Genomic DNA, 24,186 nt, shown 5'->3' on the forward strand with positions numbered 1-24,186 from the left:
GGTTTCTATGTAAAACTGATTATTCTTTTTCAATTTTATGAAGTTTTTTCGTTCCTTCATACATTTCGTACTGTAAAAATCTCGTTTCCAGTTTCCCGTTGAAAAGCTTGATTTTTCTTGAAGGACGTAAACCAATTTTTTTCACCGCCTCCAGATCTGAAGAGATCAGCCAGGCTAATGTATTAGGATAGTTTGTTTTGAATGTATCTCCTATTTTTTTGTAGAAATCCTCATCATTAATAGAAATTCTTTCATCGTAAGGCGGATTGAAAACCATTAACAGCGGGAAAAGGTCTTTTTTGGATTCAAAGAAGTCTTTTGTTCTCAATTCGATCACATCTTCCATTTCTGCGGCTTCGATATTCGTTCTGGCCGCGTTCAGCATTCTACCGTCAATATCATAACCCACGATCTTTCCAGTAAACTCTCTTACTCTGTTTACTCTTACTTCTTTGATCTTTGCAAAAAGATCAGCATCATAATTCGCCCAGTTCTGGAAAGCAAATCTCCTTCTGAAAATCTGTGCAGGAAGATCCAGTGCAATCATGGCTGCTTCAATAAGAAGAGTCCCCGAACCGCACATTGGATCCAGGAAGTTTCCTTTTCCGTCCCAGCCTGCAAGCTGAAGCATTCCGCTTGCCAGCACCTCATTGATAGGTGCTTCACCCTGTTCTTTTCTGTACCCTCTCTTAAATAGTGCATCTCCGGAAGAATCCATAGAAACCGTTACCAATTCACGGTCAATATGCAGGTGAAATTTGATGTCAGGACTTTTTGTTTCTACATCCGGACGTCTGTGGAATTTATCCTGAAAATAATCCACAATAGCATCCTTCATTTTAAGAGTGACGAACTGAGAATGTTTGAATGTCTCAGAATTTACCGTAGCATCAATCGCGAACGACTGATCAACATCCATATATTCTTCCCATGCAATGGCTGAAAGTTTCGTATAAAACTGATGCTGATTAAATGCTTTAAATTCAAAAACAGGAATTAATATTTTTAATGCTGTTCTTGCAGAGTAGTTAATTTTATAAAGAAAACCGAGGTCACCTTCACAATTGACCGCACGGTTTTTAATTTCAACGTTCTTTCCGCCTAATTTTTTGATCTCTTCAGCAAGAATCTCCTCCAGTCCGAAGAATGTCTTTATCTGAATCTTTAGATTTTCTGTGTCCATAAATTATTATTAAAAGATTTAACAACTTAATAATCAAAAGATTACATATTCAATTTTACAATTAATTGAATCTTTCGATCTTTCAATATTTAAATACTTTGCTTTTAACCGCACAAATTTAGTTATTTTTGCATTATGGAATGGTTTGAATCTTGGTTTGATACACCTTATTATCATCTTCTTTATAGTAACAGAGACTATACGGAAGCCGAAAATTTCATTACGAAGCTTACTGAAGACCTTCAGTTGCCCCCTTCATCCAAGATTATTGATCTGGCATGTGGAAAAGGAAGACACTCTGTTTTTTTGAATAAATTGGGGTACGATGTATTGGGACTTGATCTTTCCAGACAGAGTATTGAATTCGATAAACAGTTTGAAACCCAAACGCTTCTTTTCAATGTTCACGACATGCGGAACCCAATTGATGCCGATCCTATGGATGCGGTATTCAATCTATTTACAAGCTTCGGATACTTTGATAACGAAAGTGATGACAAAAAAGTATTTCAGTCGATTTACAATGCTTTAAAACCGGGAGGATATTTTGTACTGGATTATCTGAATGAAGAATTTGTAAGAAAAAGTATAGTCCCTGAAACCACAATCACCCGTGGTGACATTGATTTTAAAATTCTAAAAAAGATCGAAGGGAGACATATCATCAAAGACATTCGTTTTGAAACGGACGGAAAATCTTTTCATTTCTTCGAAAAAGTAAAACTTCATACGTTGGAAGCGATTCATTCCTATGCAGCAGACTGCGGTTTTGAAAGATTGAAGATATGGGGTGATTATCAGCTGAATGAATTTGACCGTGAGGTTTCACCACGCTGTATCAATTTATTTAAGAAAAAGGCATGATAACCGTCGTTTTACTGATATTAAGCGTTATTACAGGAGTTTTTCTCGGCAAGCATTTCGGAAAAAAGGAAAAACTTGCCAAAAATCTGTTGGTGCTGAGTGCCGGATTTCTGATTACCATCTGTCTGAATGAAGTTTTCCCGCAGGTCTACACCTCCGAAGTCGGGAGCAGCCTTGGAATTTTCGTGATTGCTGGAGTTCTGCTTCAGATGATTCTGGAAGCTTTAACGAAAGGTTTCGAACATGGGCATTTTCACCATCACAGTGAGAACAACATCCTTCCTATGGCACTGATGGTAGGTTTATTTATACATGCTTTTATCGAGGGAATTCCTTTGGCTAACGAGAAAGAACAGCTATCGCCTTATCTTTTAGGAATTGTATTTCACAATCTTCCTATTTCATTTATTCTTGGAGCCTTTTTATTCAACAGAAAAAATGAATCCAAAAATTCACATTATCCTTCCATTCTGATTGTTGCTTTATTTGCGCTTGCCTCTCCGATGGGAATGCTGCTTGGAAATTATTTCAACCCTAATCTTCAGCCTTATTTTCTGGCTATCGTGGGGGGAATCTTCCTGCATATTTCATCGGTTATCATTTTTGAGAGCAACAAAAACCATAATATAGACTGGGTAAAGATAGGCCTTGTAATCCTGGGTGTTTCTTTAGCCCTGATCATGCATCTTTTCCATCATCATCCTCCAGCAGGACATTCTCATTAATACTATTATAATTCAACGAAAATAAAAAGCTCCGGATCTTACGATCCGGAGCCTCAATTTAATCACTCATTACACAATCTGGAATTAGAACTTCCAGCCGAATGTAATAAAGAAGTTATTTCTGTTATTTTTCACTTCTGAGACAGCAAAGTAATCAGATGACATAATAGTATTAGGAGAATAATAAGCAGTATCAGTAGCAGGATTCCCTGTTTCAATACCTCTTAAGAAAGGATTGCTGTATTTGGATGTTACATACTGATAAGATGCATCTACGTAGAACGATTTGAAATCATATCCCAAACCAACTGAAGCAAGATTTCTGCTATTAAGCATCATATTGCTGTATGACTGGTCTGATGTAGAAGCGTCCGGATTTACCTGGCTTACCGTCAAAGCATCAAAAGGATTAGATACATAAGAGTAACCTCCTCTCAATCTAAACTGTTTCATCCTGTATTCAGCACCTATTCGTACTTCTGATACGTTTTTATAATTATCTTTAAAGAAACTGTTCAATTCACTTTCAGCACCTGTAACTACCTCATATTTAGGTCTTGTTAGTCCCAGCGTATAATCTACGTTCAATGAAAAGTTTTTACTGGCAACAAATGCTGCACTGACGGTCGCTTTAAGAGGTGTCGTAAGATCTCTGGATTCACCCCCGGAACCATCTCCATAAGTTGGATCATTATAGAAATTATATACTCTGTCTATACGCCAGAACGTAGGTGTTTCTATTGCACCCCCAATCCTGAAGTTAGGACTCAATTTCCCAATTACCCCTAGAGTAGCAGAAAATCCGGAAGACCTTTCAGTAAAAGGTGTATTTTGTCGGTCAAAATATTCTAAAGAACCATTCTGAAGAGATTGGAAAGCCGCTCTGTCAACCTGATCAATGTCTGCATTGAAAAAGTTAAATGAAGCACCAAGATATACATTATGATTATAGTTGGCTCCTACACCAAAACTTGTTTTTGACAGATTTCCATACCTGTCATAAGCATGTCCTGCAAATGATGAACTCTTATCAACATCAAAATCCTTGATGACATTATTACTTCCGGGAGATTCAACATAGTTATCAAGCGACTGGTTGGAGTAATTAATTCCTATGTTAATAAACTTCCACCCTGTTTCACTCATTAGTGGAAAAGCTATTACGGCTCCTACATTTCCAAGATCTGTATTGGTTTGACTGTAATCAACAGTAGATCCCGCCCATGTACTTTTATTCTTATTCCCTGCGATAGACAGTGTTCCGGAAACTTCTCCGGAAATGGCAACTCCCAAACCTGCAGGGTTCGTAAGCAGTGAGTTGGCATCACCTCCTAATGCTCCGTTAGCTCCAGCCATTGCATTAAATTTCGACGAACCCACCATTGGAGTACTGGAATAAACATCTACAGTATTTCTTAATACAGAAACATCCTGAGCCTGCGCAAAAAATGCAGCAGAAACACTCATTAATACTAAAGATTTTCTTAACATTATTTTTTAATAGTTATTTAGTTTGAAATTATCTGCCGCCTCTGAAGCCGCCGCCTCCGCCGCCAGATCTCATACCTCCGCCACCACCGGACGAACCACCGCTTCTGAAACCTCCTCCTGAAGAACCTCCACTTGATCTGAAGCCTCCATTGTCATTGGATCTGAAACCGCCATTGTTATTGTTGTTATAGTTAGGTTGAGAATTATAATTAGGTCTTGGTTGAGAACCCGAATTACGGAATCCACCAGACTGTTGCTGCGGTCTGTAACCACCATTCCCGTTTCCTTGTCTGAAGCCGCCATTATTTGAACCATTGGTTCTAAAACCGCCATTTGAACCGTTTCTAAAACCGCCATTTGTACTGCTATTTCTGAAACCGCCATTATTATTTTGGAAACCGTTTCCGTTACTGTTTCTGAAGCCGCCTCTGTAAGTATTTGTTCTATATACAGCATTGGTTAAGCCTGGATTACTGAATCCTCCGCCACTGCTTCTTCTGTAAACGGGCCTGTACCCATTCCCCCAGTAGCCGCCATTCCAGCCCCAATATGGGTTACCGTAACCGCCACCCCAGAACGGATCATAATATCCTCCCCAATAAGGTGAATATCCATATCCCCAGTAAGGACTTCCCCAGCCCATAGAGCCTCCCCAGCCCCAGCCAAAAGATCCGCCCCAACCGAATGATGCACCCCAGCCGCGGTTCATCCCCCAATATGGACTATAACCTCCCCATCCCCAAGGAGATCCCCAGGAATTGTCGTAAAAGTTGGTCTGAGCTCCGGCAAATGCGCCCCAGTCTGAGTTGGTAGCATTGGTATCCCAATTGCTATCACTCCATGTACTGTATTTATTATCTTGTTCCTTAGAATTAGCCTGTGCATTCTGTATCACATTAGAGTCCTGGTAATAATCATAATATTCTCCAACTCTGTTTCCGCCATCATTGATGATTACTCCTTCTGGCAGTGTATCTTTATTAGGGTCATAGTACACCCCATCGGTCTCTGTATATCCTCCCATCTGGGCGCCACAAGACACAAGTAGCAATCCACCTGATATTGCTAAAATCCCTTTGGACTTTAACAAACCGAGTAAATTTTTATGTATATTTTTTTTCATGATAACGTAAAGATTTTTAATTTAAATTATATTTGCAATCTGTACCAAAAATGTACCAAAACACTGGTAGAAAAATCTATCAAAAATAGATTTTTATTTTTAGATTACAATAATGTACAAAAGTTAAAAAAATTTTAAAAAATAATGGCAAAATTAACCTCAAGAAGCGAAGATTACAGCAAATGGTATAATGAGTTGGTGGTAAAAGCTGACTTAGCTGAAAACTCTGGAGTGCGAGGATGCATGGTGATCAAACCATACGGCTATGCAATCTGGGAAAAAATGCGTGATGAAATGGATAAAAGATTCAAAGAAACAGGTCACGTTAATGCTTATTTCCCGCTTTTTGTGCCCAAAAGCCTCTTTGAGGCAGAAGAGAAAAATGCAGAAGGTTTTGCTAAAGAATGTGCAGTAGTTACTCACTATAGATTAAAAACAGATCCGGACAATCCACACAAACTTATTGTAGATCCGGATGCTAAATTAGAAGAAGAGCTTATCGTGCGTCCTACTTCAGAAGCAATTATCTGGAATACATACAAAAACTGGATCCAGTCTTACAGAGATCTTCCGATCCTGATTAACCAATGGGCAAATGTTGTTCGTTGGGAAATGAGAACCCGTCTGTTCCTGAGAACAGCAGAATTTTTATGGCAGGAAGGACACACAGCACACGCTACCAAAGATGAAGCAATAGAAGAAGCTGAAAAAATGAATGATGTATATGCAGATTTTGCAGAAAAATTCATGGCTATGCCTGTTATTAAAGGAGTAAAAACACCATCTGAAAGATTTGCAGGAGCTGATGATACTTATTGTATCGAGGCATTGATGCAGGATGGAAAAGCTCTTCAGGCAGGAACATCTCACTTCCTTGGTCAGAATTTCGCGAAAGCGTTTGATGTAAAATTCACCAATAAAGAAGGTAAAATTGAACACGCATGGGCAACATCATGGGGAACTTCCACCCGTTTGATGGGCGCTTTGATCATGACCCATTCTGATGATTTCGGATTGGTACTTCCTCCTACTCTTGCTCCAATCCAGGTGGTTATTGTTCCCATCTTCAAAGGTGAAGAGCAATTGACTCAGATCAGCGAAGTAGCCCTTGGTATCGTGGCTAAATTAAAAGCGAAAGGCATCTCTGTAAAATTTGATGATGATACACATAACAAACCAGGATGGAAATTTGCAGAATACGAATTAAAAGGTGTTCCGGTAAGAATTGCAATGGGACCAAGGGATCTTGAAAATAAATCTGTGGAAATCGCAAGAAGAGATAATCTGACTAAAGAACTTCGTTCTATTGAAGGAGTAGACACTTATATCGAAGAATTATTGCAGACGATTCAGAAAGATCTTTATGAAAAAGCATTAAATTTCAGACAAGATAACATCACAAAAGTGGATTCCTATGAAGAATTCAAGAAAGTTCTTGAAGAAAAAGGAGGTTTCATCTATGCACATTGGGATGGAACAGCTGAGGAAGAAGAGCAAATCAAGGATGAAACGAAGGCAACGATCAGATGTATTCCTTTAGATGATGATGTTGAAGAAGGTATTTCTTTAGTAAGCGGTAAACCGTCTCAAAGACGTGTATTATTCGCAAAAGCTTATTAAAATATTTGGCTCATTTTCAAAAACTTTCCTAAAAATTAAATAAATATTCAAAAAAAGTGACTTTTGGACAGATTTTTGTTTAAATTTATTCAACATTAATCTAAAAAAATAATTTATTATGTCTTTAAATGTCATTGATTTAATTAAAGGACAGTTAGGTCCCGCTTTGGTTTCACAAGCAGCTTCTCAATTTGGAGAGAGTGAATCCGGTATTTCAAAAGCAATTGGAGGTTTACTTCCTGCCATTGTTGGAGGATTAGCAAATAATTCTGATAACCCGGGAGTTTTGGATGCAATTACCAATGCCTCGTCGAGCGGAATTTTAGGAAATTTATTAGGTGGTGCATCCAGCAGCCCTGTGATTTCCACTTTGTTGACCTCTATTTTTGGAGACAAAATCAGTGGAATAGTGAATGCTATTGCTACCTATGCAGGAATCAGCAATAACTCTTCAAGTTCGCTGTTGAATTTAGTAACGGGAGCTACGGTAGGTTCTATCGGAAAATATGCTGCTGATAATAATTTAGACAAATCAGGTATTTCAAGTCTGCTAGGTGAGCAAAAAGGAATTGTTTCTTCACTTCTTCCGGCAGGACTATCTTTAGCCTCTCTAAATTTAGGAAGCTGGTTCGGAGGAGGTACAACAACTTCCCATGCAGAAGCAGCACCAAAGCCAGAGCCTAAAATAGAAGTTACAAGAAGTACTACATCTGCAGGAACCAATCCTGACAGAAATAATAATGAAGGCGGAGGTTCAATCTGGAAATGGTTGCTTCCGCTTTTACTTTTAATTGCCGCAGCTTATTTCATTTGGAAACAGTGTGACAAGAAACAGACTACCACCACCACTACAACCACTGATTCTACAGGATCAACAGCAGATACTGCTGCTACCATCACTCCTGCAGATACTTCGGCACCAACTGCAACACCGGTTGCTAAAACAGATGAGAACATTGATCTTAACGGGGTTATGCTGAAAGGTTACAAAGGAGGAATGGAAGATCAGATGATTACCTTCCTGAAATCAGGAAATTATAAAAATGCTGCTGACGATGCTGCATTAAAAGATAAGTGGTATGATTTTGACCATGTAAACTTCAAAATGGGAAGTTCTACTGAACTGGAAGCAGGTTCTCAGGGACAGCTTGATAATTTAGTAGCAATTTTAAAAGCATTCCCGGATGCAAAAATTAAAATTGGAGGGTATACTGATAAAGTAGGAAACGAAGCCAACAACGTAAAATTATCTAAATCAAGAGCTGAATTTATTAAGGCAGCTTTAGCGAAAGCCGGAGTAGGAACTCAGGTTTTAGAAGCAGAAGGTTACGGTAGCAAGTTTGCTACAGTAGATGCTAAAGCTTCTGACGCAGAAAGAGCTGCAGACAGAAAAATGTCTGTAAGATTTGCAAAATAGATCTCTAGAATCCATAAAAATAAGATCCCGAAATTTAGTTTTCGGGATTTTTTTTTCACCTTACTTTCGTATTTACATTTATTTAAGTAAATTTGTTAGTCATTTCTAACATTTATGAATTTCAATTTAAATAACGCCTGGCGTAAAGATAAAACTTCCCACTCCCTGCCGGAGGTATATTCATCTATAAAAGTCCCAAAAAATGGTTCATTTTGGAGAAAATACCTTGCTTTTGCAGGCCCGGGACTGATGATTGCCGTAGGATACATGGATCCCGGAAACTGGGCGACTGATATTGCAGGAGGAGCTCAATTCGGATATACATTGCTTTCGGTTATTCTTATTTCAAACATTTTCGCAATGGTTTTGCAGCACCTTTCTGTGAAATTGGGCGTTGTTGCGGAAAGAGATTTGGCACAGGCATGCCGCGACCATTTCAGCCCTACGACCAATTTTATCCTATGGGTATTTTGTGAAATAGCGATTGCCGCCTGCGATCTCGCCGAGGTCATAGGTTCTGCCATTGCTTTAAACTTACTCTTCCACATTCCTCTGACTTGGGGAATTGTGATTACAACCGTAGATGTTTTGATCATACTTTTGCTTCAGGCCAAAGGTTTCCGATGGATAGAAAGTATTGTTGGCGGTCTTATTTTCATTATTCTCGCCTGTTTTATTTATGAGATTGTGATTTCACAACCTGCCTTTAATGAAATACTGGGTGGACTTGTTCCTCAAAAGGAAATTATTCAAAATCCGGCTATGCTGTACATCGCCATAGGAATTTTGGGAGCTACGGTTATGCCTCACAATCTATATCTGCACAGCAGTATTGTTCAGACCAGAGATTATACGCGTGACAAAGAAGGAAAAAAAGAGGCCATAAAATTTGCCACTTTAGACAGTACCGTTTCATTGATGCTTGCTTTCTTTATCAACGCTGCGATCCTTATTTTAGCTGCTGCCACCTTCCATACTACAGGAAATAAGCACGTAGCTGACATTCATGATGCCTACAAAATGCTTACTCCGATTTTAGGTGCTTCCATGGCAAGTATTGCCTTTGCAATTGCTTTGCTGGCATCAGGACAAAATTCAACGCTTACGGGAACGCTTGCAGGACAGATCGTTATGGAAGGCTTCCTGAATATCAGATTAAAACCATGGCTGAGAAGATTGATTACAAGACTGATTGCTGTAATTCCCGCTTTAATAGTGGCCATTATTTATGGTGAACAGGGAACCACTGATTTATTGGTTTTAAGCCAGGTAATCTTATCTATGCAGCTGAGTTTTGCGGTAGTTCCTTTAGTTATGTTTACCAATGATAAAGCTAAAATGGGAGAATTTGTAAATAAACCTTTCTTAAAAATCATTGTCTGGATTATTTCTCTTGTCATCATTGTTCTAAACCTTTACCTTCTGTACCAGACGTTTGCCGGATAGAAAAAATAACGGTGAATGAGGGTGAATAGTCAATGGTGAATCATGCCAACAACTAAGATTGACTATTGCCCTGCGAAGCAGAAGTGACTATTCACATTTAAAAATGATGGTGAATGGTGAATAGTAAATTGTGAACCATACCAACAACCAAATTGACCATTGCCCTGCGAAGCAGAATTGACTATTCACATTTAAAAATGATTGTGAATGGTGATTAGGCAATTGTGAATTATACCAACAACTAAGATTGACCATTGACCTGCGAAGCGGAATTGACCATTCACATTAAAAAAATGGTTGTGAGCAGTGAAAAAGTAATGGTGAATCCAAATTACACCCAAAATCAACCATTAGACTGTGCTGCAAAATTGACAATTTCTCTTTCCCTTTTTCTGCCTTAATGTCCATTTTTTCTATTTGGCAGGCTCTTTGTCAAACAACTATTTAAATAAATATTGAATTATGGAAAATCAGGATATTAACGAAGAAAGCATCAATAATCACGAAGAAAACAACATTCAGAACGAAGTGGTAGCTGAGGAAAATGTGACAGCAAAACCTTCTGCAGAGGAACTTTTGGCAGAAGAGAAAGACCGTTACATCAGATTATACGCTGAATTCGAAAACTATAAAAAAAGAACGGCAAAAGAGAAGATGGAATTCTTCCAGTATGCCAACCAAGATATGATGATTTCTATGCTGGGAATTTTGGATGATTTCGAAAGAGCTTTGAAAGAAATTGCTAAAAACGGAAATTCATCTGACCTTCAGGGTGTAGAACTGATCTATCAGAAATTGAAGAACAGACTTACCGAAAAGGGCTTAAAAGCTATGGAAGTCAATGCAGGTGATACATTCAACGTAGATTTCCATGAGGCAATTACTCAGATTCCTGCACCATCGGAAGATCTAAAAGGCAAAATCGTAGATGTTATTGAAACAGGATATACTTTAAGTGATAAAGTGATCCGTTTTGCAAAAGTAGTAACAGGAAACTAAAATACCCATGATCAATGATGGGTCATCAATGGTGAGACAATATCTCATTGATGACTCATCAATAATCAATTATAAGCATTATGTCAAAAAGAGATTATTACGAAGTTCTTGAGATCAGTAAATCTGCATCGGCCGAGGAGATAAAGAAATCATACCGAAAAATGGCCATTAAATTTCACCCTGATAAAAATCCTGGTGATAAAGAGGCTGAGGAAAAATTTAAAGAAGCTGCAGAAGCCTATGAAGTACTGAGCGACGACCAGAAACGTGCCAGATATGACCAGTTCGGCCACGCCGGAATGAGTGGTAACGGTGGTTTTGGAGGCGGAGGCTTCGGTGGAGGTATGAATATGGAAGATATTTTCAGTCAGTTTGGAGATATTTTCGGAGGCGGAGGAGGCTTCGGAGGTTTTGGAGGCGGAGGACGCCAGCAGGTAAAGGGATCTAACTTGAGAATCAGAATCAAACTGAATCTTGAGGAAATAGTGAACGGAACCCAAAAAACCATCAAAGTAAAGAAAATGAAGATGGCTGAAGGGGCTACTTCAAAAGTATGTCCTACCTGTAACGGGTCCGGTGTTCAGATGAAGGTCATGAATACGATGTTCGGACAGATGCAGACACAGACTACCTGTGGATCTTGTCAGGGAATCGGAAAAGTAGCTGATAAAATTCCTGCAGGTGCCAATGCACAGGGACTGATCAAAGATGAAGAAGAAATTTCAATTAACATCCCGGCAGGTGCAAGAGACGGCATCCAGCTTAATGTAAGAGGAAAAGGAAATGACGCTCCGTTCGGAGGAATTCCCGGAGACTTATTGGTAATCATTGAAGAGGAAGTAGATAAAACCATCAAGAGAGAAGGGGACAATCTTCATCAGGAATTATATATATCTTATGCAGAAGCTGCTTTAGGAACTAAGAAAGAAATCCCTACGGTAGGTGGTAAAGTGAAAATCACGGTTGATCCGGGGACTCAGTCCGGAAAGATCCTTAGACTAGCCGGAAAGGGGCTTCCAAGCATCGACAGCTATGGAAAAGGAGATATGTTCATCCACATCAATGTATGGACACCACAAAAACTGAATAAGGAACAGAAAGATTTCTTTGAAAAACAGATGTCAAGCGGAGATATGGTTGCAGAACCTTCCGGAAAGGAAAAAACTTTTTTTGATAAAGTGAAAGATTTATTCAATTAAAATATAAAAAAGAGGCTTTTAAAAAGCCTCTTTTTTTTGATCTTAAACGACTATTTCTTCTTTACTAAAGAAACAACTCCTTTTCCCATTGTAAAAAGAGCTACAGCAAATAAGCCCCCTATAAGTCCGAGAATAATTTCTTTTAAAATAGTAAGCATCTCATTAGAAGACCAGGAAGGCAAAACATGGTGAAGAAATTCTATTCTATGGGCAAAAATACCGCCGGCTACCATAATCAAGGCAATGGTACCTATCACTCCCAAAGCTTTAATAACAACAGGTAAAGCTTTCACCAAAAAGTGTCCAAGCTTTCCAAAGAAACCTTTGTCATTACTCTTTTTGATTAATTTGAATCCTGCATCATCCATCCTTACGATCAAAGCAACAATTCCGTACACGCCCACTGTAGCTATAAAAGCAACCAGACTCGTTACCAAAATCTGGGTAATGAAAGGATGACTTTCTTCCAAAACCGTTCCCAAAGCAATGATGACAATCTCAACAGATAAAATAAAATCTGTGGTAATGGCCGATTTTATCTTTGATTTTTCTATTTCTTCATCACTCTTTTCATCTTCTATAATTTCTTCTACCACTTCGTGACCTTTTTTATCCCTGTGAAAAAGAAATTCTATTATTTTTTCAACACCTTCAAAGGCCAGATATAATCCACCCAGAATCAACACATAGTTAATTGCCGGAGCATAGAGCCAGTTGAGAAGGAATACAACGGGAAGAATGATCAGCTTATTGATAAAGGAGCCTTTGGTAATAGCCCATAAAACAGGGATTTCCCGTGAAGAAAGAAAACCAGTAGCTTTCTCTGCATTCACAGCTAGGTCATCGCCCAGAATACCGGCTGTTCTCTGTGTAGCTATTTTACTCGTAACAGCTACATCATCCATCAGTGCCGCAATATCATCTAAAATCGCAAAAAAACCAGATGCCATATTATTTTAATGTTTTTTTAATATATGTTAAGTAGGGCAAAAATAATTATTAAAATCTATTTTTATTTGTTTCTGAATATTAATTTTAAATATTTTATGCCGATGGGGCGTTCATCTGAGCAAAACTCTGCTTACTTTTAACTGTTTTTAATATGATCAAAAAAGGACTTTCCTCTAAAACCACTGAAAAGCTTTAAACAGAACTTAAATATGGGTCATAAAACTTGTGTGTAATTGCGTATATTCGTGATAATCACCAAAATATTAAACCCAATCACCAAAATGAGACCCGTTCTATTATTCCTGACCCTTTTTTCATATCATTTATTCTTAAGCCAAAACAAAGAGTTTATTTATGAATATCGCTTTATCCCAGATTCAACACAAAGAGATCAGATTGAAAAAGAAATAATGATTCTTTCATTGGGAAAAGACAAATCTGAATTCTATGGTCAAGAATGGTAGAGATCAGATTCCACCATGATCAGTGAAAGTGCAAAAGGAAATTTTCCTATGCCATCCAATAAGAGAATGATTAGTGAACGAATTATAAAATATTCCAATTCTTCTGCAATAGATTTTGTAAAAATGATCGCTTCTGATCAATACATAATCAGCGAGACAATGAATTTACAGTGGAAACTGATTCCTGAATTCAAAACGATTATGAATTATAAAACACAGAAAACCACCATTGCCTATAGTGGAAGAAACTGGACCGCATGGTTTTCAAAAGATATCCCATTTCAGAACGGGCCATATAAATTTGGAGGGCTTCCGGGGCTAATCCTTGAAATGGAAGACAGTACGAAAAGTCATTATTATATCATTACAGCTATTAAGAGTATTCAGGACGACTTTACGTATCCTGTTTCGAACAATAATAAAGAGATTAAGATATCCCATCCGCAGTATATCAAGCTTTATAAAAATTACCGTGTTAATCCTGTAGCGCATTTAGTGGGGAAAATCCCTGATTTAAGGATCAGTATGGAACTACAATCAGTGGCCAGCAGAAGGTCCGGGAATTGGAAAAAATCAGGAAAGAAGCCATAAGGAAAGATAATAATATCATTGAAATGGATCTGCTGAAAAAATAAATAGGATTTTAATTTTTTCAGGTTCAAAAATTTAACAAAAGAAATAATAATAATACATTTATAAACAACAACATCGCTAATATCAATATTGCTTCGGACATAGTAAAAATCATGCTTCAAAGCTCCTTGATATGACAATTTTTCTTTACATTTAATTAATGAAAAAGCTCGTTCTCAGATACCATTTTTTTGTTGTAGGCTGTTTAAGCTTTCTGATGCAGTCTTGCCATACAAAATTCAAGGTTTGGGTGGGCGAAGGTGGCCAGCAGAAAATATATAATTTGAAATATGGTGAGCATAAAAGACAGAAAATGGACGTTTTTCTTCCGCTGGATTATGCTGAAGATGCTCCCGTAGTTCTTATTGTACACGGCGGTGCTTGGACTCTCGGGAAAAAAGAGCACATGATCCAAATTCAGAAAATGCTTTTTAAGCATAAGATTCCGAGTGTCAATATGAATTACAGACTTGTTTCCAAACGAAAAAACATTACTTATAAACAACAGTTGGAAGACATTGGCCTCGCCATTGAAAAATTTAATTCCCTGGCTGGAAAAGCAGAACTTCAACCGGATAATTATATACTTCTGGGAGAAAGTGCCGGAGGGCATCTTGCCCTTCTTTACGGTTATCGTCATCCTGAGCAGATCAGAAAAATCATTTCTCTGAGCGGGCCAACAGATTTTTACAGTCCGGAATATCTTAATTCATTTTATTCAAAATACACCTCTCCTACTTTTCAGAAAGTAGTAGGAACAAAACTTGATCGTAAAAATATATCTGAAGCATTTAAGGAAGCCAGTCCCATCGCTAATATATCCAATGTTCCTACACTGCTTTTTCAAGGAAATAATGACTTCTTGGTCAATCAGCATCAAGGATTGTCCATGGATTCTGCTCTTTCCAAACAGAATATACCCCACAAACTGATCTTTATGAAAAGAACAGGCCATGTACCACGATTTTTCAGCAAAGTAAAAAGAGACAGCATTATCTATCCCAACATTCTTAACTGGATAAAAAAATAACCTGCCGGAAAGCAGGTTATCTATATAATTGTGTGGTAGTATTAATCTAAATCTTTGTTCTCGTATTTGGAATGATCTTCTTTTTTACCGAATACAAATTTGATGATCACCGGAAGCGTTGTTACTAAAACGATAATGATGATGATCAGTTCAAGTTTCTCTTTTAAATTGATCCCGAACTGCTCCTGGAACAATTTATCTAAATAATGTCCGGCAAAGATCAGAATAAACGACCAAAGAATAGCCCCTATAACGTTATCTCTTAAAAATTCTCTCTTGTCCATTTTTACAATACCTGCAACAATGGGAGTAAATGTTCTTACTACCGGTAAGAATCTAGCCATAATGATCGCCAGTGCACCATGTTTTTCAAAAAAGTCATGAGCCTGATAAAGATATTTCTTTTTAAACAGCATGGTGTCTTGCTTTTTGTATAAAGCAGGACCTGCCTTCACTCCAAAATAATACCCTACCTCGTTTCCAATAATGGCAGCAATTGCCACGCAGGAAGCCAGAATAGTCGTATCCAGGAAGTCGCTCCCTGTGGAGCCAAAAGTCGCTTTGATGATATCAACCGCATAAATTCCTGACACAAACAGTAATGAATCTCCAGGTAAGAAAAACCCTACAAAAAGACCTGTTTCAGCAAAAACAATAAATAAAATAAGCCAGAACCCACCCATTTTAATATAAAACTCGGGGTTCAGTAAATCTCTCCAGCTATTGAAATCTTCCATATATAACGATTAACAACAAAAGTAAGCGTAAAATATCTTAAACAAAAATTAATTATAAGATTTTAACTAAAATAAGGACATGATATTTTACAAGTCCATGTCATCGTCTGAAACGGCGGTACCATCGGCCATCAGGAAGGCTTTCAGGAATGGTGTGATATTTCCGTTCATCACAGAATCCACATCTGAAGTTTCATGAGCAGAACGTACGTCTTTCACCAGTTTATAAGGATGCATCACGTAGTTTCTGATCTGGCTTCCCCACTCTATTTTCATCTTATTGGCTTCTATCTCGGTTCTTGCTTTCATACGGGCTTCAAGTTCCATTTCATAAAGTCTTGAACGAAGGAGCTGCATGGCTTTTTCCTTATTTTGAAGCTGAGATCGGGATTCGGAGTTTTCAATGATAATTCCGGTTGGTGCGTGGCGAAGACGTACGGCAGTTTCTACCTTGTTTACGTTCTGCCCTCCCGCTCCGGATGACCTCATCGTTTCAAATGAAATATCTGCAGGATTAATGTTGATTTCAATAGTATCATCCACCAAAGGATATACATACACAGAAACGAAGCTGGTATGTCGTTTTGCATTGCTGTCAAACGGTGAAATTCTTACCAGTCTGTGTACCCCGTTCTCGCCTTTCAGATATCCGAAAGCATATTCACCATCGATCTCTAGCGTTACAGTTTTCACTCCGGCAACTTCACCTTCCTGATAGTTAAGTTCACGAATCTTGTAACCCTGCTTTTCAGCCCACATTGTATACATTCTCATCAGCATTGAAGCCCAGTCACAACTTTCTGTCCCTCCTGCTCCGGCAGTAATCTGAAGAACAGCAGAAAGCTCGTCTCCCTCATTAGAAAGCATATTTTTGAATTCCAGGTCTTCTATTTTTTCTACAAGCTTCGGAAATGTTTCATCCAGCTCTTTCTCAGAGTCCGGGTCTTCTTTGGCAAATTCTGCTAGTACCTGCAGGTCTTCAAACTGGGTACTGATCTCTTCATAATCTTCTACCCATCTCTTTTTAGAGCGGAGTTGCTTCAGAAAGACTTCTGCTCCTTTTGGACTGTCCCAAAATTCTGGAGCAGCTGTTTTTTCATCATCATTCGCTATTTCTATCTTCTTTTTTTCGATCTGAAGGTATTTATGTAAGTCTCTGATTCTGGACTGAACTTCTTTTATCTGGTCGTTGTTGATCACGAATTTTTTATTTTATGCAAAAATACGGAATTCTTTTGTGAGTTGCTTTCGAGTTTGAGAGTTTAGGTGTAGAAGAGTTTGCAAGTTGCAGGTTTGAGTGTAGGAGAGTTTGGGAGAGAAAGAGGGTTTGATTTCAACATTCGAGGTTTAAACAGGACCGTTGTTGTTATATCCCAGTTGAAATCTAATTATCTTAAGTCTACTCTTTCAGTTTATCCGTAAATCTTTTGATCAGAGAATCTATTTTATCACCATAAATTTTCTTTGCACTTTCATAGGTCTGATTATTATTCAGCTCAAGAAATTTAGCTTTATCATAATCAATTAAAGTCTGTACAAATGCTCCTGAAACTGGATATAAGATATCACTGTTGATATTCTGATTTTCTGCCCATACTTTTTGTATATCCAGTGGAAATTTTTTATAGGCTTCCCTGGCAGCTTGAAGTTTATCATTTCCACTTTGATCGAAGCAGACCCCAATTCCTTCATTGATTAATGCTGTTTTGATTTTTCCTATACTTCCCTGCCAGAAACTGAGATTATGTGTGATCTCGTGTCCTGCAGTCTGATTTAACCGATTATGAGAAATGGCATAATTAGGCACTGTAAATCCTAAACTTTGCTTTAAAAACTGATTATATACATCATTGGAACCCCAGACAAAAAAGTCAATTTTCTTAGGTAGGTTTGCCTGAAAAAATTCATTGATTTTCACAAAGGCATTTTGTCGAGTTTTCACTATCTTATTTCTGGTTTCCTGATTGATTGAACTTTCAAAATGAAATATTATATTTTCTGTTTCTACAGTAATCCATTGGTCATAAAAGCCGTCAAAACCCATCAACCTTCCCAAATTATCCAATTCTAATGCAGCTTTTCCTGTTTGCTGAATGTTTTTCGCCTTTTCATAGTATTTCCTCGCAGCTTCTTTATTTCCAAGTCCATAATTCACAGCCATTAACTGCATTAATGTCCAACTCTTCTCCTGATCACTTTTCGCTATATTTTCAAGTTTTCCTGAATACAGAAGGGCATTCTGAAAATCACCAAGACTATTATACGAAGCAGAAATGATAAGATTAGTTTCAAAATCTTCCGGAGTAGTTTCAAGGACTTCTTGTCCTAAAGAAACTGCTTCTTTATAATCCTTCGTTTTAAACGCATCCTTCATTTCTTTTTTCTGAGACAGGCAAAAGGCCGAACAGGCCAAGCCTAAAATAAGTAGTATTTTTTTCATCATTCGTTAATTATATCAAATCATCTCAGCCATCATCTCCCCTACTTCCGGAGCCAGCGCCACTCCCATTCCTGAAAGTCTTACTGCGCAGAACTGCCTTTCTGAAAGCTTTTTTACAATGGGTGTTTTTTCTGAACCCATCGCCATAATGCCTGACCAACGGAGAGAGATTTTCACGTCCTGATCAGGCAGAATCACTTCTTTTAAAAAGTTTTCCAGGTGATTTTGTAAAAATTCTGTAGTTTCAAAATCTGTGGTTTCTTCTCTTTTAAAATCCTGATTTCTACCACCGCCCAGCAAAATTCTGTTTCCCAGATTTCTGAAATAGTAAAATCCTTCATCGTAATGAAATGTTCCTTTGAGCTTTAAGCCATCAATGGGTTCCGTCAAAAGAATCTGTCCGCGCGCCGGAATAATTTCTTCTTTTTCCAGGAATTTTGAGATGAAGGCATTCGTACAGTAAATAATTTTGTCCGCCTTTACAGAAAGAGTCTCAGAAAGATGGATTTCTACTTCGTTCGCTTTTTCATTAACATACTCTACCTCCGTTCCGAAAAGAAATTCTACCTTCAGTTCGTAACATTTCTCCAGAAGTTTCTGCAGCAGTTTACCGGAATGCAGACTTCCTTCACATGAGTTCTCAATTAAAAACTCCGATTTTCCGAGACCGAATTCTTTGATCTTTTCCTGATTCAGAAAGTAAGTTGTATCAAGACCGGTTATCGTTTTCAGCTTTTCATTAACGGTATCTAAATGCTCTAAAGGCTCAGCATTATTTAAAATTTCATAGCCTCCATTCAATTCAAAATCTATTTCATCACTGTTAAAATATCTTTTGATTTTCTGCAGACCTTCAAACCTCATCTTTACGAGTTCCCATGTCTTTTGCCAGCCCATTTTCTGAGAATCGGCAATCACTTCCGTAAGACTTCCGAAACAGGCAAAACCGGCATTCCGGGTCGAGGCTCCAAGAGGAATGGTACTTCTTTCAATAATTAAAACAGATTTTTGAGGATATTTTTCCTTAATGGATATAGCAGTCCAAAGCCCGGAAAATCCAGACCCGATAATGATAATATCTCTTTTTCTGTAAAAAGTTTCAAGTTCCCAGATGCTATTCATTTTTTGTAAAACTTATTGATGTATTTGAAAAGTTAAGAGCCAAGAAACAAGAGCCAGGAATAAAGACTTTAGATGCTAGATATCAGATTTTAGACTTGCTGATAATCAAACCCTCCTACTCTAAAACTCTCCTACACGCAAAACCCGTATCATCCCTGTGCACTATCATCTTCCTTTTCTCCGTTATGATGAAAACCAATGGCTCTTCTTGGTTCTTCTACGACTTTATAGGTTTCCAGTTCTTTTTTCAGAGCCTGGATTCTTAATTTAAAATCGTCGAAATTATTGATAATAGCATCTGCAAGGAATCTTGCTACCTGATCAAGATATTCTTCGGTAAGCTTTCCTCCTGCATCTTTTAAAGCTGCATTCAGGAGAATCTGATCGATCTTAAGGTTTTCGTTTTTAGTCTTCTGGTATTGATTTTTAAGGCGCTTTTTAAGACTCTGTGTAAAATCGATAAGCATGGTGTTGCTGAACGCCTTCATTTTAGAAGAGATCTCATGCCAGAACGGAACTTTATCTGCTTTGTTCTTTTTAAGAATCTTATAGAGAAGAGAGTCTTCTTCAAGCCCTCTGGTCATCACATAAAGAATGATTTCCGAACGTTCTGCTGCATTGGGTGGGAATATAGGAATCATGACATCAAATCTTCCCTGAGCAAGAATTTCTTCGTCGATCTCCGAAACGGTATTAGCGGAACCCACCATCAGCAATTCTTCTTTTCCAAATTTTCCAATATAATGCAGGATCAGTTCCTGAGTTTCCAGATTACAGGAAGCGAGATCTGTTTCTGCTTTCCTTTCCATCATAATTTCATCAAAATCATCAAGGAAAAGCAGGACTTTTTCTTCTTTCATCATAGTGAGCAGAAAATCAGTAAAATTGGTTTGGTTTCCATCTATGAAAGATGTCCCCAGATAATGTTTTTTCACTTCTTTGAACTTATACCCGATAATCTCAGCTATTTTGGTGGCCCAGAATATTTTCCCACTGCCCGGAGGTCCGTACAGAATGACCCCGGCAGGTTTGTGAATTCCCCAGTCTTTGATCTGCTGTGGATTGAGGAACGGCTCTAAAACCGCCGATATATAAAAGAAAAGATCTCTGTATCCAATGAAATCCCGATGCTGCAGACTGGTCTTATGTCCGAAATAATCGTAGACAAATTGGTAGTTGCCGCCGAGTTTATTATCAATCCCATAACTTGAAATTGATGAACGGAAAAAACCATTATCAAAAATATTGGGGTTGTCTTCTTTGATGACTTCTTCTACTTTTTCCTTTGGCTGGTTGATCACTCCAGCGATCTGTTCCAGGGTTTTACTTTCGTCAAGATCTTTTTCATACAATTTTAAAAAATCCAAGTTTTCACGGGCAAATTTTTCAAAATCTTCCTTCACTTCAAAGTTGGTACTGATACAGATTGCCAACTCAAGATCAAAATCCTGAATAAACTGTTTGATGGCTTCTGCCGAAACATTAAGCTCTTTTGCTAACTCAATTAACTTCATAAACTACCGATTAATTCTATCAAATTTAATATTTTAATCTTGAACATCTGTTGAAAATAACTAAAATAACATAGCAGATTAAAAAGTTTGTTTAATGAAGGTTGAGATTGAGGCTCAGATTATAAGTCATCCATTCAGCTATTGGACTGTGATTTTTTTCACCATATCATTCACAGCATCTTCTATGGCTTCAGGCTGGTCCTGATTGATGTAATGACCGCTTTTTTCAACTATAATTTGTCTGCTGTCGGTAGATAGATTCAATAGATCTTTCTGCATTTTATCCCATGCTGTAAGTATTTCGTTTTTTATTTTTTGATCTTTAATGAAACTATTATATCTTGTCTTATCTCCTGCTGTAATGACGAAAAGAGGAATAGAACCAAAAGAATTGATCGCAGCAGCTTCTGTTTTAATGGATTTCATATGATCCTGTTCTTCCAGTGTGGCGTCGGCACTTTTATAGAGCAGTGCAGGCATAATAGAATTTTGGTATTGATATTGCGCAGTGGCCGGAAACATATTGCTGAACATAAGCCTTGCTGCTCCAAACGTATTCGCAAACTTTAAGAAACCACCAGGAAGTCCCTGATTCACCATTTTGTATAATTCCGGGGACAGGTATTTTTCATCAGATGGATATTGACTGTCTACCAAAATCACTCCGGCAACATCCTGAGGATATTTTTTGACAAAAAACCGGGTAAGCATTCCCCCGAAAGAATGTCCGACAAGAATGTATGGTTTGGGTACTTTTGATTTTTCAAGCAGCGTGTGAAGCTCTTCTGCTATTTTCTCTCCTGTTTTAGGATTTGCTCCCCGTTCACTCCACAAAATTCCGGATCTGTCATAGGAAAAGGTAGTGTAGTTTTTGGGAAGATCCTGCTGGATATGGTACCATTGAAGGTGACCTGCCGGATCGAAAGCCGTTTCAAAAACTACTGTCGGTCCACCGATTCCTTTCTGAAGGTAATGCATCTTATGATTTTCAACTTCTGCAAACTGACCGTCAGCCTGAATTTTTTCAGCTTTTGAGCGGGATAATTCTTCGAAAATAAATCCTGTAATTAAGACCAGGATTATGATTAAAAGGAGTGCCATGCCTATTCTTTTGAGCCATTTAGCAATTTTCATAGTTATATTTTTTGATCTGGTTGATAATTTCAAAGCTAAAACGTAGTCAATAGGTCTATGTCCAACAAAAATAGTTACACAGATAAAACAATGACAATCTGAATCTTATTACATTCAATATAGAGAAAATTAATTTTATCATCCCTGAAAAAATATCAGGATCTGTAACAATCCTTCAATTACATAGACTACTACTATGTAAAACAAATTACATGGAAAAAATTTTGTCAGTAAAGAATTTAACCAAAAAATTCAAAAGAACTGTAGTCAACAATATCTCCTTTGATGTAGAAAAAGGAAATGTATATGGTCTGTTGGGGCCTAACGGAAGCGGGAAATCTACCACATTTGGGATGCTTCTGTCTACCATCAATCCTACCAGTGGTGACTGGTACTGGTTTGGAAAGAAAGGAACGGAGCCTGATACCCTGAAAAGAATAGGAGCCATTATTGAGCAACCTAATTTTTATCCTTATCTGGATGCCGAAACCAATCTTAAGATTGTAGCGGAGATCAAAGAAACTCCTTATACCAGAATTGCTGAAGTTCTGAAAACCGTAGGTCTTTTTGAAAGAAAAAATGATGCTTTCAAAACGTATTCATTGGGAATGAAGCAGCGTTTGGCCATCGCTTCAGCTATGCTGAATAATCCTGAGGTGATGATCCTCGATGAACCGACTAACGGGCTAGATCCCGAAGGAATTATCCAGATCAGGGAGATCATCAGTAATATCGCAAAGCAAGGCATTACCATTATCATAGCCAGCCATCTTCTGGATGAGATCGAAAAGATCTGCAGTCACGTGATTGTCCTGAAAGAAGGAAATGCCATCTATAGCGGAAGAGTGGATGAAATGACGGCCAACAACGGATATTTTGAATTAAAAGCAGACAATAATAACCAGCTTTTAAGCGCTTTGGAAGAACTTCAATGGTTCAGCGCAGTAAAAATAGATGGAGAAATCATCAAAGCTCAGATCCGCGAAGATGCTTCTATATCTGCTTCGGCTTTAAATCAGAAACTGGCTGAAAAGGGAATTTTTCTGTCCCATTTAATGAAGAAAAAACTGTCTCTTGAAACTCAATTCCTTGAACTTGTAAAAAACACGAATACCCATGCTTAAATTATTAAAACTTGAATATTATAAAAACCTGAACTACCGACCGTTTAAGGTTTTCACGGTCTTATATTTTGCTATTCTGATCGCTCTTCTGTTCATAGGACTGGTAGATCTGGATGTTTTTGGAGGAACCATCAATTTAAAGGAACAGGGAATTTATAATTTCCCTGAAATATGGAATTTCACCACATGGATCGTCGCGCTATTGAAAATTTTCCTGGGGCTGATCATTGTATTTTCAATCTCCCAGGAGTTCACGAACAGGATGTTTAAGCAAAATACTATAGACGGACTGAGCAGAAAGGAATTTATAGGGTCAAAACTTCTAACCATTACGATCTTTACGACTGTTTCTACATTGATTGTATTTATTATCACCATGTTTTTGGGACATCAATATTCTAAGGTCACCGATTCTGCCAAAGTGTATGAGGAGGTTTACTATATTGGAAATTATTTTGTGAAACTATTTACGTTCTTTTCTTTCCTCATGTTCCTTTCGGTATTGCTGAGAAAATCAATGTTTGTATTTCTTGGTTTCTTCGCCTACTGGATCGCTGAAAAGATTTTAGCAGGTATCGAAGCCTACCAGAAATTAACAGGAATGCAGGGGGAACAAAGAAAAGCCGTTCTCGAGAATGATTTCTTCATCACCAATCTTTTACCTTTAGAGAGCATGTCTAATCTAATTCCAAATCCACTGATGCGATTGAATCTTGTGAAGGTGATGGGGGTGAAATATGAAGCTCATTATCCTACAGAAAGTATGATCGCATGTATCATCTGGTCTGTGGTCTTTATTTGGGGTTCTTACTGGATCCTGAGAAAAAGGGATTGGTAGACATCTGAGATTTAAAAATTGAAAAATTAAATAATGAAGTGGTCCCTTGGATCACTTTATTTGTTTTTTATGGCTGGAATGTTAAAAATAGTGGCTACCCATTCGTGTATTAAATTTTTCATTAATTTTATA

Annotated in this window: 21 protein-coding genes; 11 read left to right on the forward strand and 10 right to left on the reverse strand. The window is 37.8% G+C overall.

All coding sequences use genetic code 11. The annotated features are described in order from the left end of the window. Positions 1-19: 19 nt before the first annotated feature. The gene (locus HHL23_RS15030; protein ID WP_169235610.1) at positions 20-1,183 is read right to left on the reverse strand and encodes a THUMP domain-containing class I SAM-dependent RNA methyltransferase; all 1,164 of its coding nucleotides are present in this window, start codon (positions 1,181-1,183) and stop codon (positions 20-22) included. 135 nt (positions 1,184-1,318) lie between these two features. Between HHL23_RS15030 and HHL23_RS15035 the strand changes: the two genes are divergently transcribed. Both HHL23_RS15035 and HHL23_RS15040 read left to right on the forward strand, forming a co-directional pair. Beyond that, positions 1,319-2,047, forward strand: a complete 729-nt coding sequence (locus HHL23_RS15035; protein ID WP_169235611.1) for a class I SAM-dependent DNA methyltransferase — start codon at positions 1,319-1,321, stop codon at positions 2,045-2,047. Next, positions 2,047-2,772: a ZIP family metal transporter gene (locus HHL23_RS15040; protein ID WP_169235689.1), complete on the forward strand. Its 726-nt coding sequence runs from the start codon at positions 2,047-2,049 to the stop codon at positions 2,770-2,772. The genes HHL23_RS15035 and HHL23_RS15040 overlap by 1 nt, the downstream gene beginning before the upstream one ends. Before the next feature lie 84 nt (positions 2,773-2,856). On the opposite strand, the gene HHL23_RS15045 is transcribed toward HHL23_RS15040, so the two are convergent. Next, complete coding sequence (locus HHL23_RS15045) at positions 2,857-4,263, reverse strand: OmpP1/FadL family transporter (protein WP_169235612.1); 1,407 nt, start codon at positions 4,261-4,263, stop codon at positions 2,857-2,859. 28 nt (positions 4,264-4,291) lie between these two features. After that, entirely contained in the window at positions 4,292-5,386 is a 1,095-nt protein-coding gene (locus tag HHL23_RS22845; protein ID WP_169235613.1) for a prolyl-tRNA synthetase, read from the reverse strand. Between the two features lie 144 nt (positions 5,387-5,530). Here HHL23_RS22845 and proS point away from each other — a divergent pair, with 144 nt between their 5' ends. From proS to dnaJ, 5 genes are all read left to right on the forward strand, one after another. Beyond that, a complete protein-coding gene (proS, locus tag HHL23_RS15055; protein ID WP_169235614.1) occupies positions 5,531-7,006 on the forward strand; it encodes a proline--tRNA ligase in 1,476 nt (491 codons plus the stop codon). Positions 7,007-7,124: 118 nt separating this feature from the next. Next, on the forward strand, positions 7,125-8,423 hold the full coding sequence (locus tag HHL23_RS15060) for an OmpA family protein (protein WP_169235615.1): 1,299 nt from the start codon (positions 7,125-7,127) through the stop codon (positions 8,421-8,423). A 114-nt stretch (positions 8,424-8,537) separates the two neighbouring features. After that, positions 8,538-9,869: an Nramp family divalent metal transporter gene (locus tag HHL23_RS15065; RefSeq protein WP_169235616.1), complete on the forward strand. Its 1,332-nt coding sequence runs from the start codon at positions 8,538-8,540 to the stop codon at positions 9,867-9,869. Between the two features lie 462 nt (positions 9,870-10,331). Beyond that, the gene (locus tag HHL23_RS15070; protein WP_169235617.1) at positions 10,332-10,868 is read left to right on the forward strand and encodes a nucleotide exchange factor GrpE; all 537 of its coding nucleotides are present in this window, start codon (positions 10,332-10,334) and stop codon (positions 10,866-10,868) included. 80 nt (positions 10,869-10,948) lie between these two features. Beyond that, positions 10,949-12,067, forward strand: coding sequence for a molecular chaperone DnaJ (gene dnaJ / locus HHL23_RS15075; RefSeq protein WP_169235618.1), 1,119 nt, complete (start codon positions 10,949-10,951; stop codon positions 12,065-12,067). A gap of 50 nt (positions 12,068-12,117) precedes the next feature. Here dnaJ and HHL23_RS15080 read toward each other — a convergent pair whose 3' ends face one another. Beyond that, on the reverse strand, positions 12,118-13,017 hold the full coding sequence (locus HHL23_RS15080; protein ID WP_169235619.1) for a DUF808 domain-containing protein: 900 nt from the start codon (positions 13,015-13,017) through the stop codon (positions 12,118-12,120). Positions 13,018-13,497: 480 nt separating this feature from the next. Between HHL23_RS15080 and HHL23_RS15085 the strand changes: the two genes are divergently transcribed. Then, positions 13,498-14,073 (forward strand): GLPGLI family protein, encoded by a 576-nt coding sequence (locus HHL23_RS15085; RefSeq protein WP_169235620.1) that lies wholly within the window; start codon positions 13,498-13,500, stop codon positions 14,071-14,073. Positions 14,074-14,275: 202 nt separating this feature from the next. Next, a complete protein-coding gene (locus HHL23_RS15090; RefSeq protein ID WP_169235621.1) occupies positions 14,276-15,145 on the forward strand; it encodes an alpha/beta hydrolase in 870 nt (289 codons plus the stop codon). A gap of 41 nt (positions 15,146-15,186) precedes the next feature. Here the strand turns inward: HHL23_RS15090 and HHL23_RS15095 are convergent, their stop codons facing one another. The 6 genes from HHL23_RS15095 to HHL23_RS15120 all read right to left on the reverse strand — a co-directional run bounded on the left by HHL23_RS15095 (position 15,187) and on the right by HHL23_RS15120 (position 22,092). Continuing rightward, positions 15,187-15,882: a DedA family protein gene (locus tag HHL23_RS15095; RefSeq protein WP_169235622.1), complete on the reverse strand. Its 696-nt coding sequence runs from the start codon at positions 15,880-15,882 to the stop codon at positions 15,187-15,189. An 87-nt stretch (positions 15,883-15,969) separates the two neighbouring features. Further along, a complete protein-coding gene (prfB, locus tag HHL23_RS15100; RefSeq protein ID WP_169235623.1) occupies positions 15,970-17,082 on the reverse strand; it encodes a peptide chain release factor 2 in 1,113 nt (370 codons plus the stop codon). 199 nt (positions 17,083-17,281) lie between these two features. Then, positions 17,282-18,322, reverse strand: a complete 1,041-nt coding sequence (locus HHL23_RS15105) for a tetratricopeptide repeat protein (protein ID WP_169235624.1) — start codon at positions 18,320-18,322, stop codon at positions 17,282-17,284. A 15-nt stretch (positions 18,323-18,337) separates the two neighbouring features. Further along, positions 18,338-19,444 (reverse strand): NAD(P)/FAD-dependent oxidoreductase, encoded by a 1,107-nt coding sequence (locus HHL23_RS15110; protein WP_169235625.1) that lies wholly within the window; start codon positions 19,442-19,444, stop codon positions 18,338-18,340. A gap of 149 nt (positions 19,445-19,593) precedes the next feature. Beyond that, positions 19,594-20,958, reverse strand: coding sequence for an AAA family ATPase (locus tag HHL23_RS15115; protein WP_169235626.1), 1,365 nt, complete (start codon positions 20,956-20,958; stop codon positions 19,594-19,596). 138 nt (positions 20,959-21,096) lie between these two features. Beyond that, positions 21,097-22,092, reverse strand: coding sequence for an alpha/beta fold hydrolase (locus tag HHL23_RS15120; protein WP_169235627.1), 996 nt, complete (start codon positions 22,090-22,092; stop codon positions 21,097-21,099). A gap of 212 nt (positions 22,093-22,304) precedes the next feature. Between HHL23_RS15120 and HHL23_RS15125 the strand changes: the two genes are divergently transcribed. Both HHL23_RS15125 and HHL23_RS15130 read left to right on the forward strand, forming a co-directional pair. Then, positions 22,305-23,216 (forward strand): ABC transporter ATP-binding protein, encoded by a 912-nt coding sequence (locus tag HHL23_RS15125; RefSeq protein WP_169235628.1) that lies wholly within the window; start codon positions 22,305-22,307, stop codon positions 23,214-23,216. Continuing rightward, positions 23,209-24,054, forward strand: a complete 846-nt coding sequence (locus HHL23_RS15130; protein ID WP_169235629.1) for an ABC transporter permease — start codon at positions 23,209-23,211, stop codon at positions 24,052-24,054. Before HHL23_RS15125 ends, HHL23_RS15130 begins: the two co-directional genes overlap by 8 nt. Positions 24,055-24,186: the final 132 nt, after the last annotated feature.

The sequence above is a fragment of the Chryseobacterium antibioticum genome (assembly GCF_012927325.1).
Taxonomy (GTDB): domain Bacteria; phylum Bacteroidota; class Bacteroidia; order Flavobacteriales; family Weeksellaceae; genus Chryseobacterium; species Chryseobacterium antibioticum.

What these genes read in the sequence shown, in the direction of transcription:
- HHL23_RS15125 (WP_169235628.1), top strand. Translation starts at nt 22,305, where the DNA reads ATGGAAAAAATTTTGTCAGTAAAGAATTTAACCAAAAAATTCAAAAGA.
- HHL23_RS15085 (WP_169235620.1), top strand. Translation starts at nt 13,498, where the DNA reads ATGATCAGTGAAAGTGCAAAAGGAAATTTTCCTATGCCATCCAATAAG.
- proS (WP_169235614.1), top strand. Translation starts at nt 5,531, where the DNA reads ATGGCAAAATTAACCTCAAGAAGCGAAGATTACAGCAAATGGTATAAT.
- HHL23_RS15105 (WP_169235624.1), bottom strand. Translation starts at nt 18,322, where the DNA reads ATGAAAAAAATACTACTTATTTTAGGCTTGGCCTGTTCGGCCTTTTGC.
- HHL23_RS15080 (WP_169235619.1), bottom strand. Translation starts at nt 13,017, where the DNA reads ATGGCATCTGGTTTTTTTGCGATTTTAGATGATATTGCGGCACTGATG.
- HHL23_RS15090 (WP_169235621.1), top strand. Translation starts at nt 14,276, where the DNA reads ATGAAAAAGCTCGTTCTCAGATACCATTTTTTTGTTGTAGGCTGTTTA.
- HHL23_RS15030 (WP_169235610.1), bottom strand. Translation starts at nt 1,183, where the DNA reads ATGGACACAGAAAATCTAAAGATTCAGATAAAGACATTCTTCGGACTG.
- HHL23_RS15035 (WP_169235611.1), top strand. Translation starts at nt 1,319, where the DNA reads ATGGAATGGTTTGAATCTTGGTTTGATACACCTTATTATCATCTTCTT.
- HHL23_RS15045 (WP_169235612.1), bottom strand. Translation starts at nt 4,263, where the DNA reads ATGTTAAGAAAATCTTTAGTATTAATGAGTGTTTCTGCTGCATTTTTT.
- HHL23_RS15110 (WP_169235625.1), bottom strand. Translation starts at nt 19,444, where the DNA reads ATGAATAGCATCTGGGAACTTGAAACTTTTTACAGAAAAAGAGATATT.
- HHL23_RS22845 (WP_169235613.1), bottom strand. Translation starts at nt 5,386, where the DNA reads ATGAAAAAAAATATACATAAAAATTTACTCGGTTTGTTAAAGTCCAAA.
- HHL23_RS15115 (WP_169235626.1), bottom strand. Translation starts at nt 20,958, where the DNA reads ATGAAGTTAATTGAGTTAGCAAAAGAGCTTAATGTTTCGGCAGAAGCC.
- HHL23_RS15060 (WP_169235615.1), top strand. Translation starts at nt 7,125, where the DNA reads ATGTCTTTAAATGTCATTGATTTAATTAAAGGACAGTTAGGTCCCGCT.
- HHL23_RS15095 (WP_169235622.1), bottom strand. Translation starts at nt 15,882, where the DNA reads ATGGAAGATTTCAATAGCTGGAGAGATTTACTGAACCCCGAGTTTTAT.
- HHL23_RS15130 (WP_169235629.1), top strand. Translation starts at nt 23,209, where the DNA reads ATGCTTAAATTATTAAAACTTGAATATTATAAAAACCTGAACTACCGA.
- HHL23_RS15120 (WP_169235627.1), bottom strand. Translation starts at nt 22,092, where the DNA reads ATGAAAATTGCTAAATGGCTCAAAAGAATAGGCATGGCACTCCTTTTA.
- dnaJ (WP_169235618.1), top strand. Translation starts at nt 10,949, where the DNA reads ATGTCAAAAAGAGATTATTACGAAGTTCTTGAGATCAGTAAATCTGCA.
- HHL23_RS15065 (WP_169235616.1), top strand. Translation starts at nt 8,538, where the DNA reads ATGAATTTCAATTTAAATAACGCCTGGCGTAAAGATAAAACTTCCCAC.
- HHL23_RS15070 (WP_169235617.1), top strand. Translation starts at nt 10,332, where the DNA reads ATGGAAAATCAGGATATTAACGAAGAAAGCATCAATAATCACGAAGAA.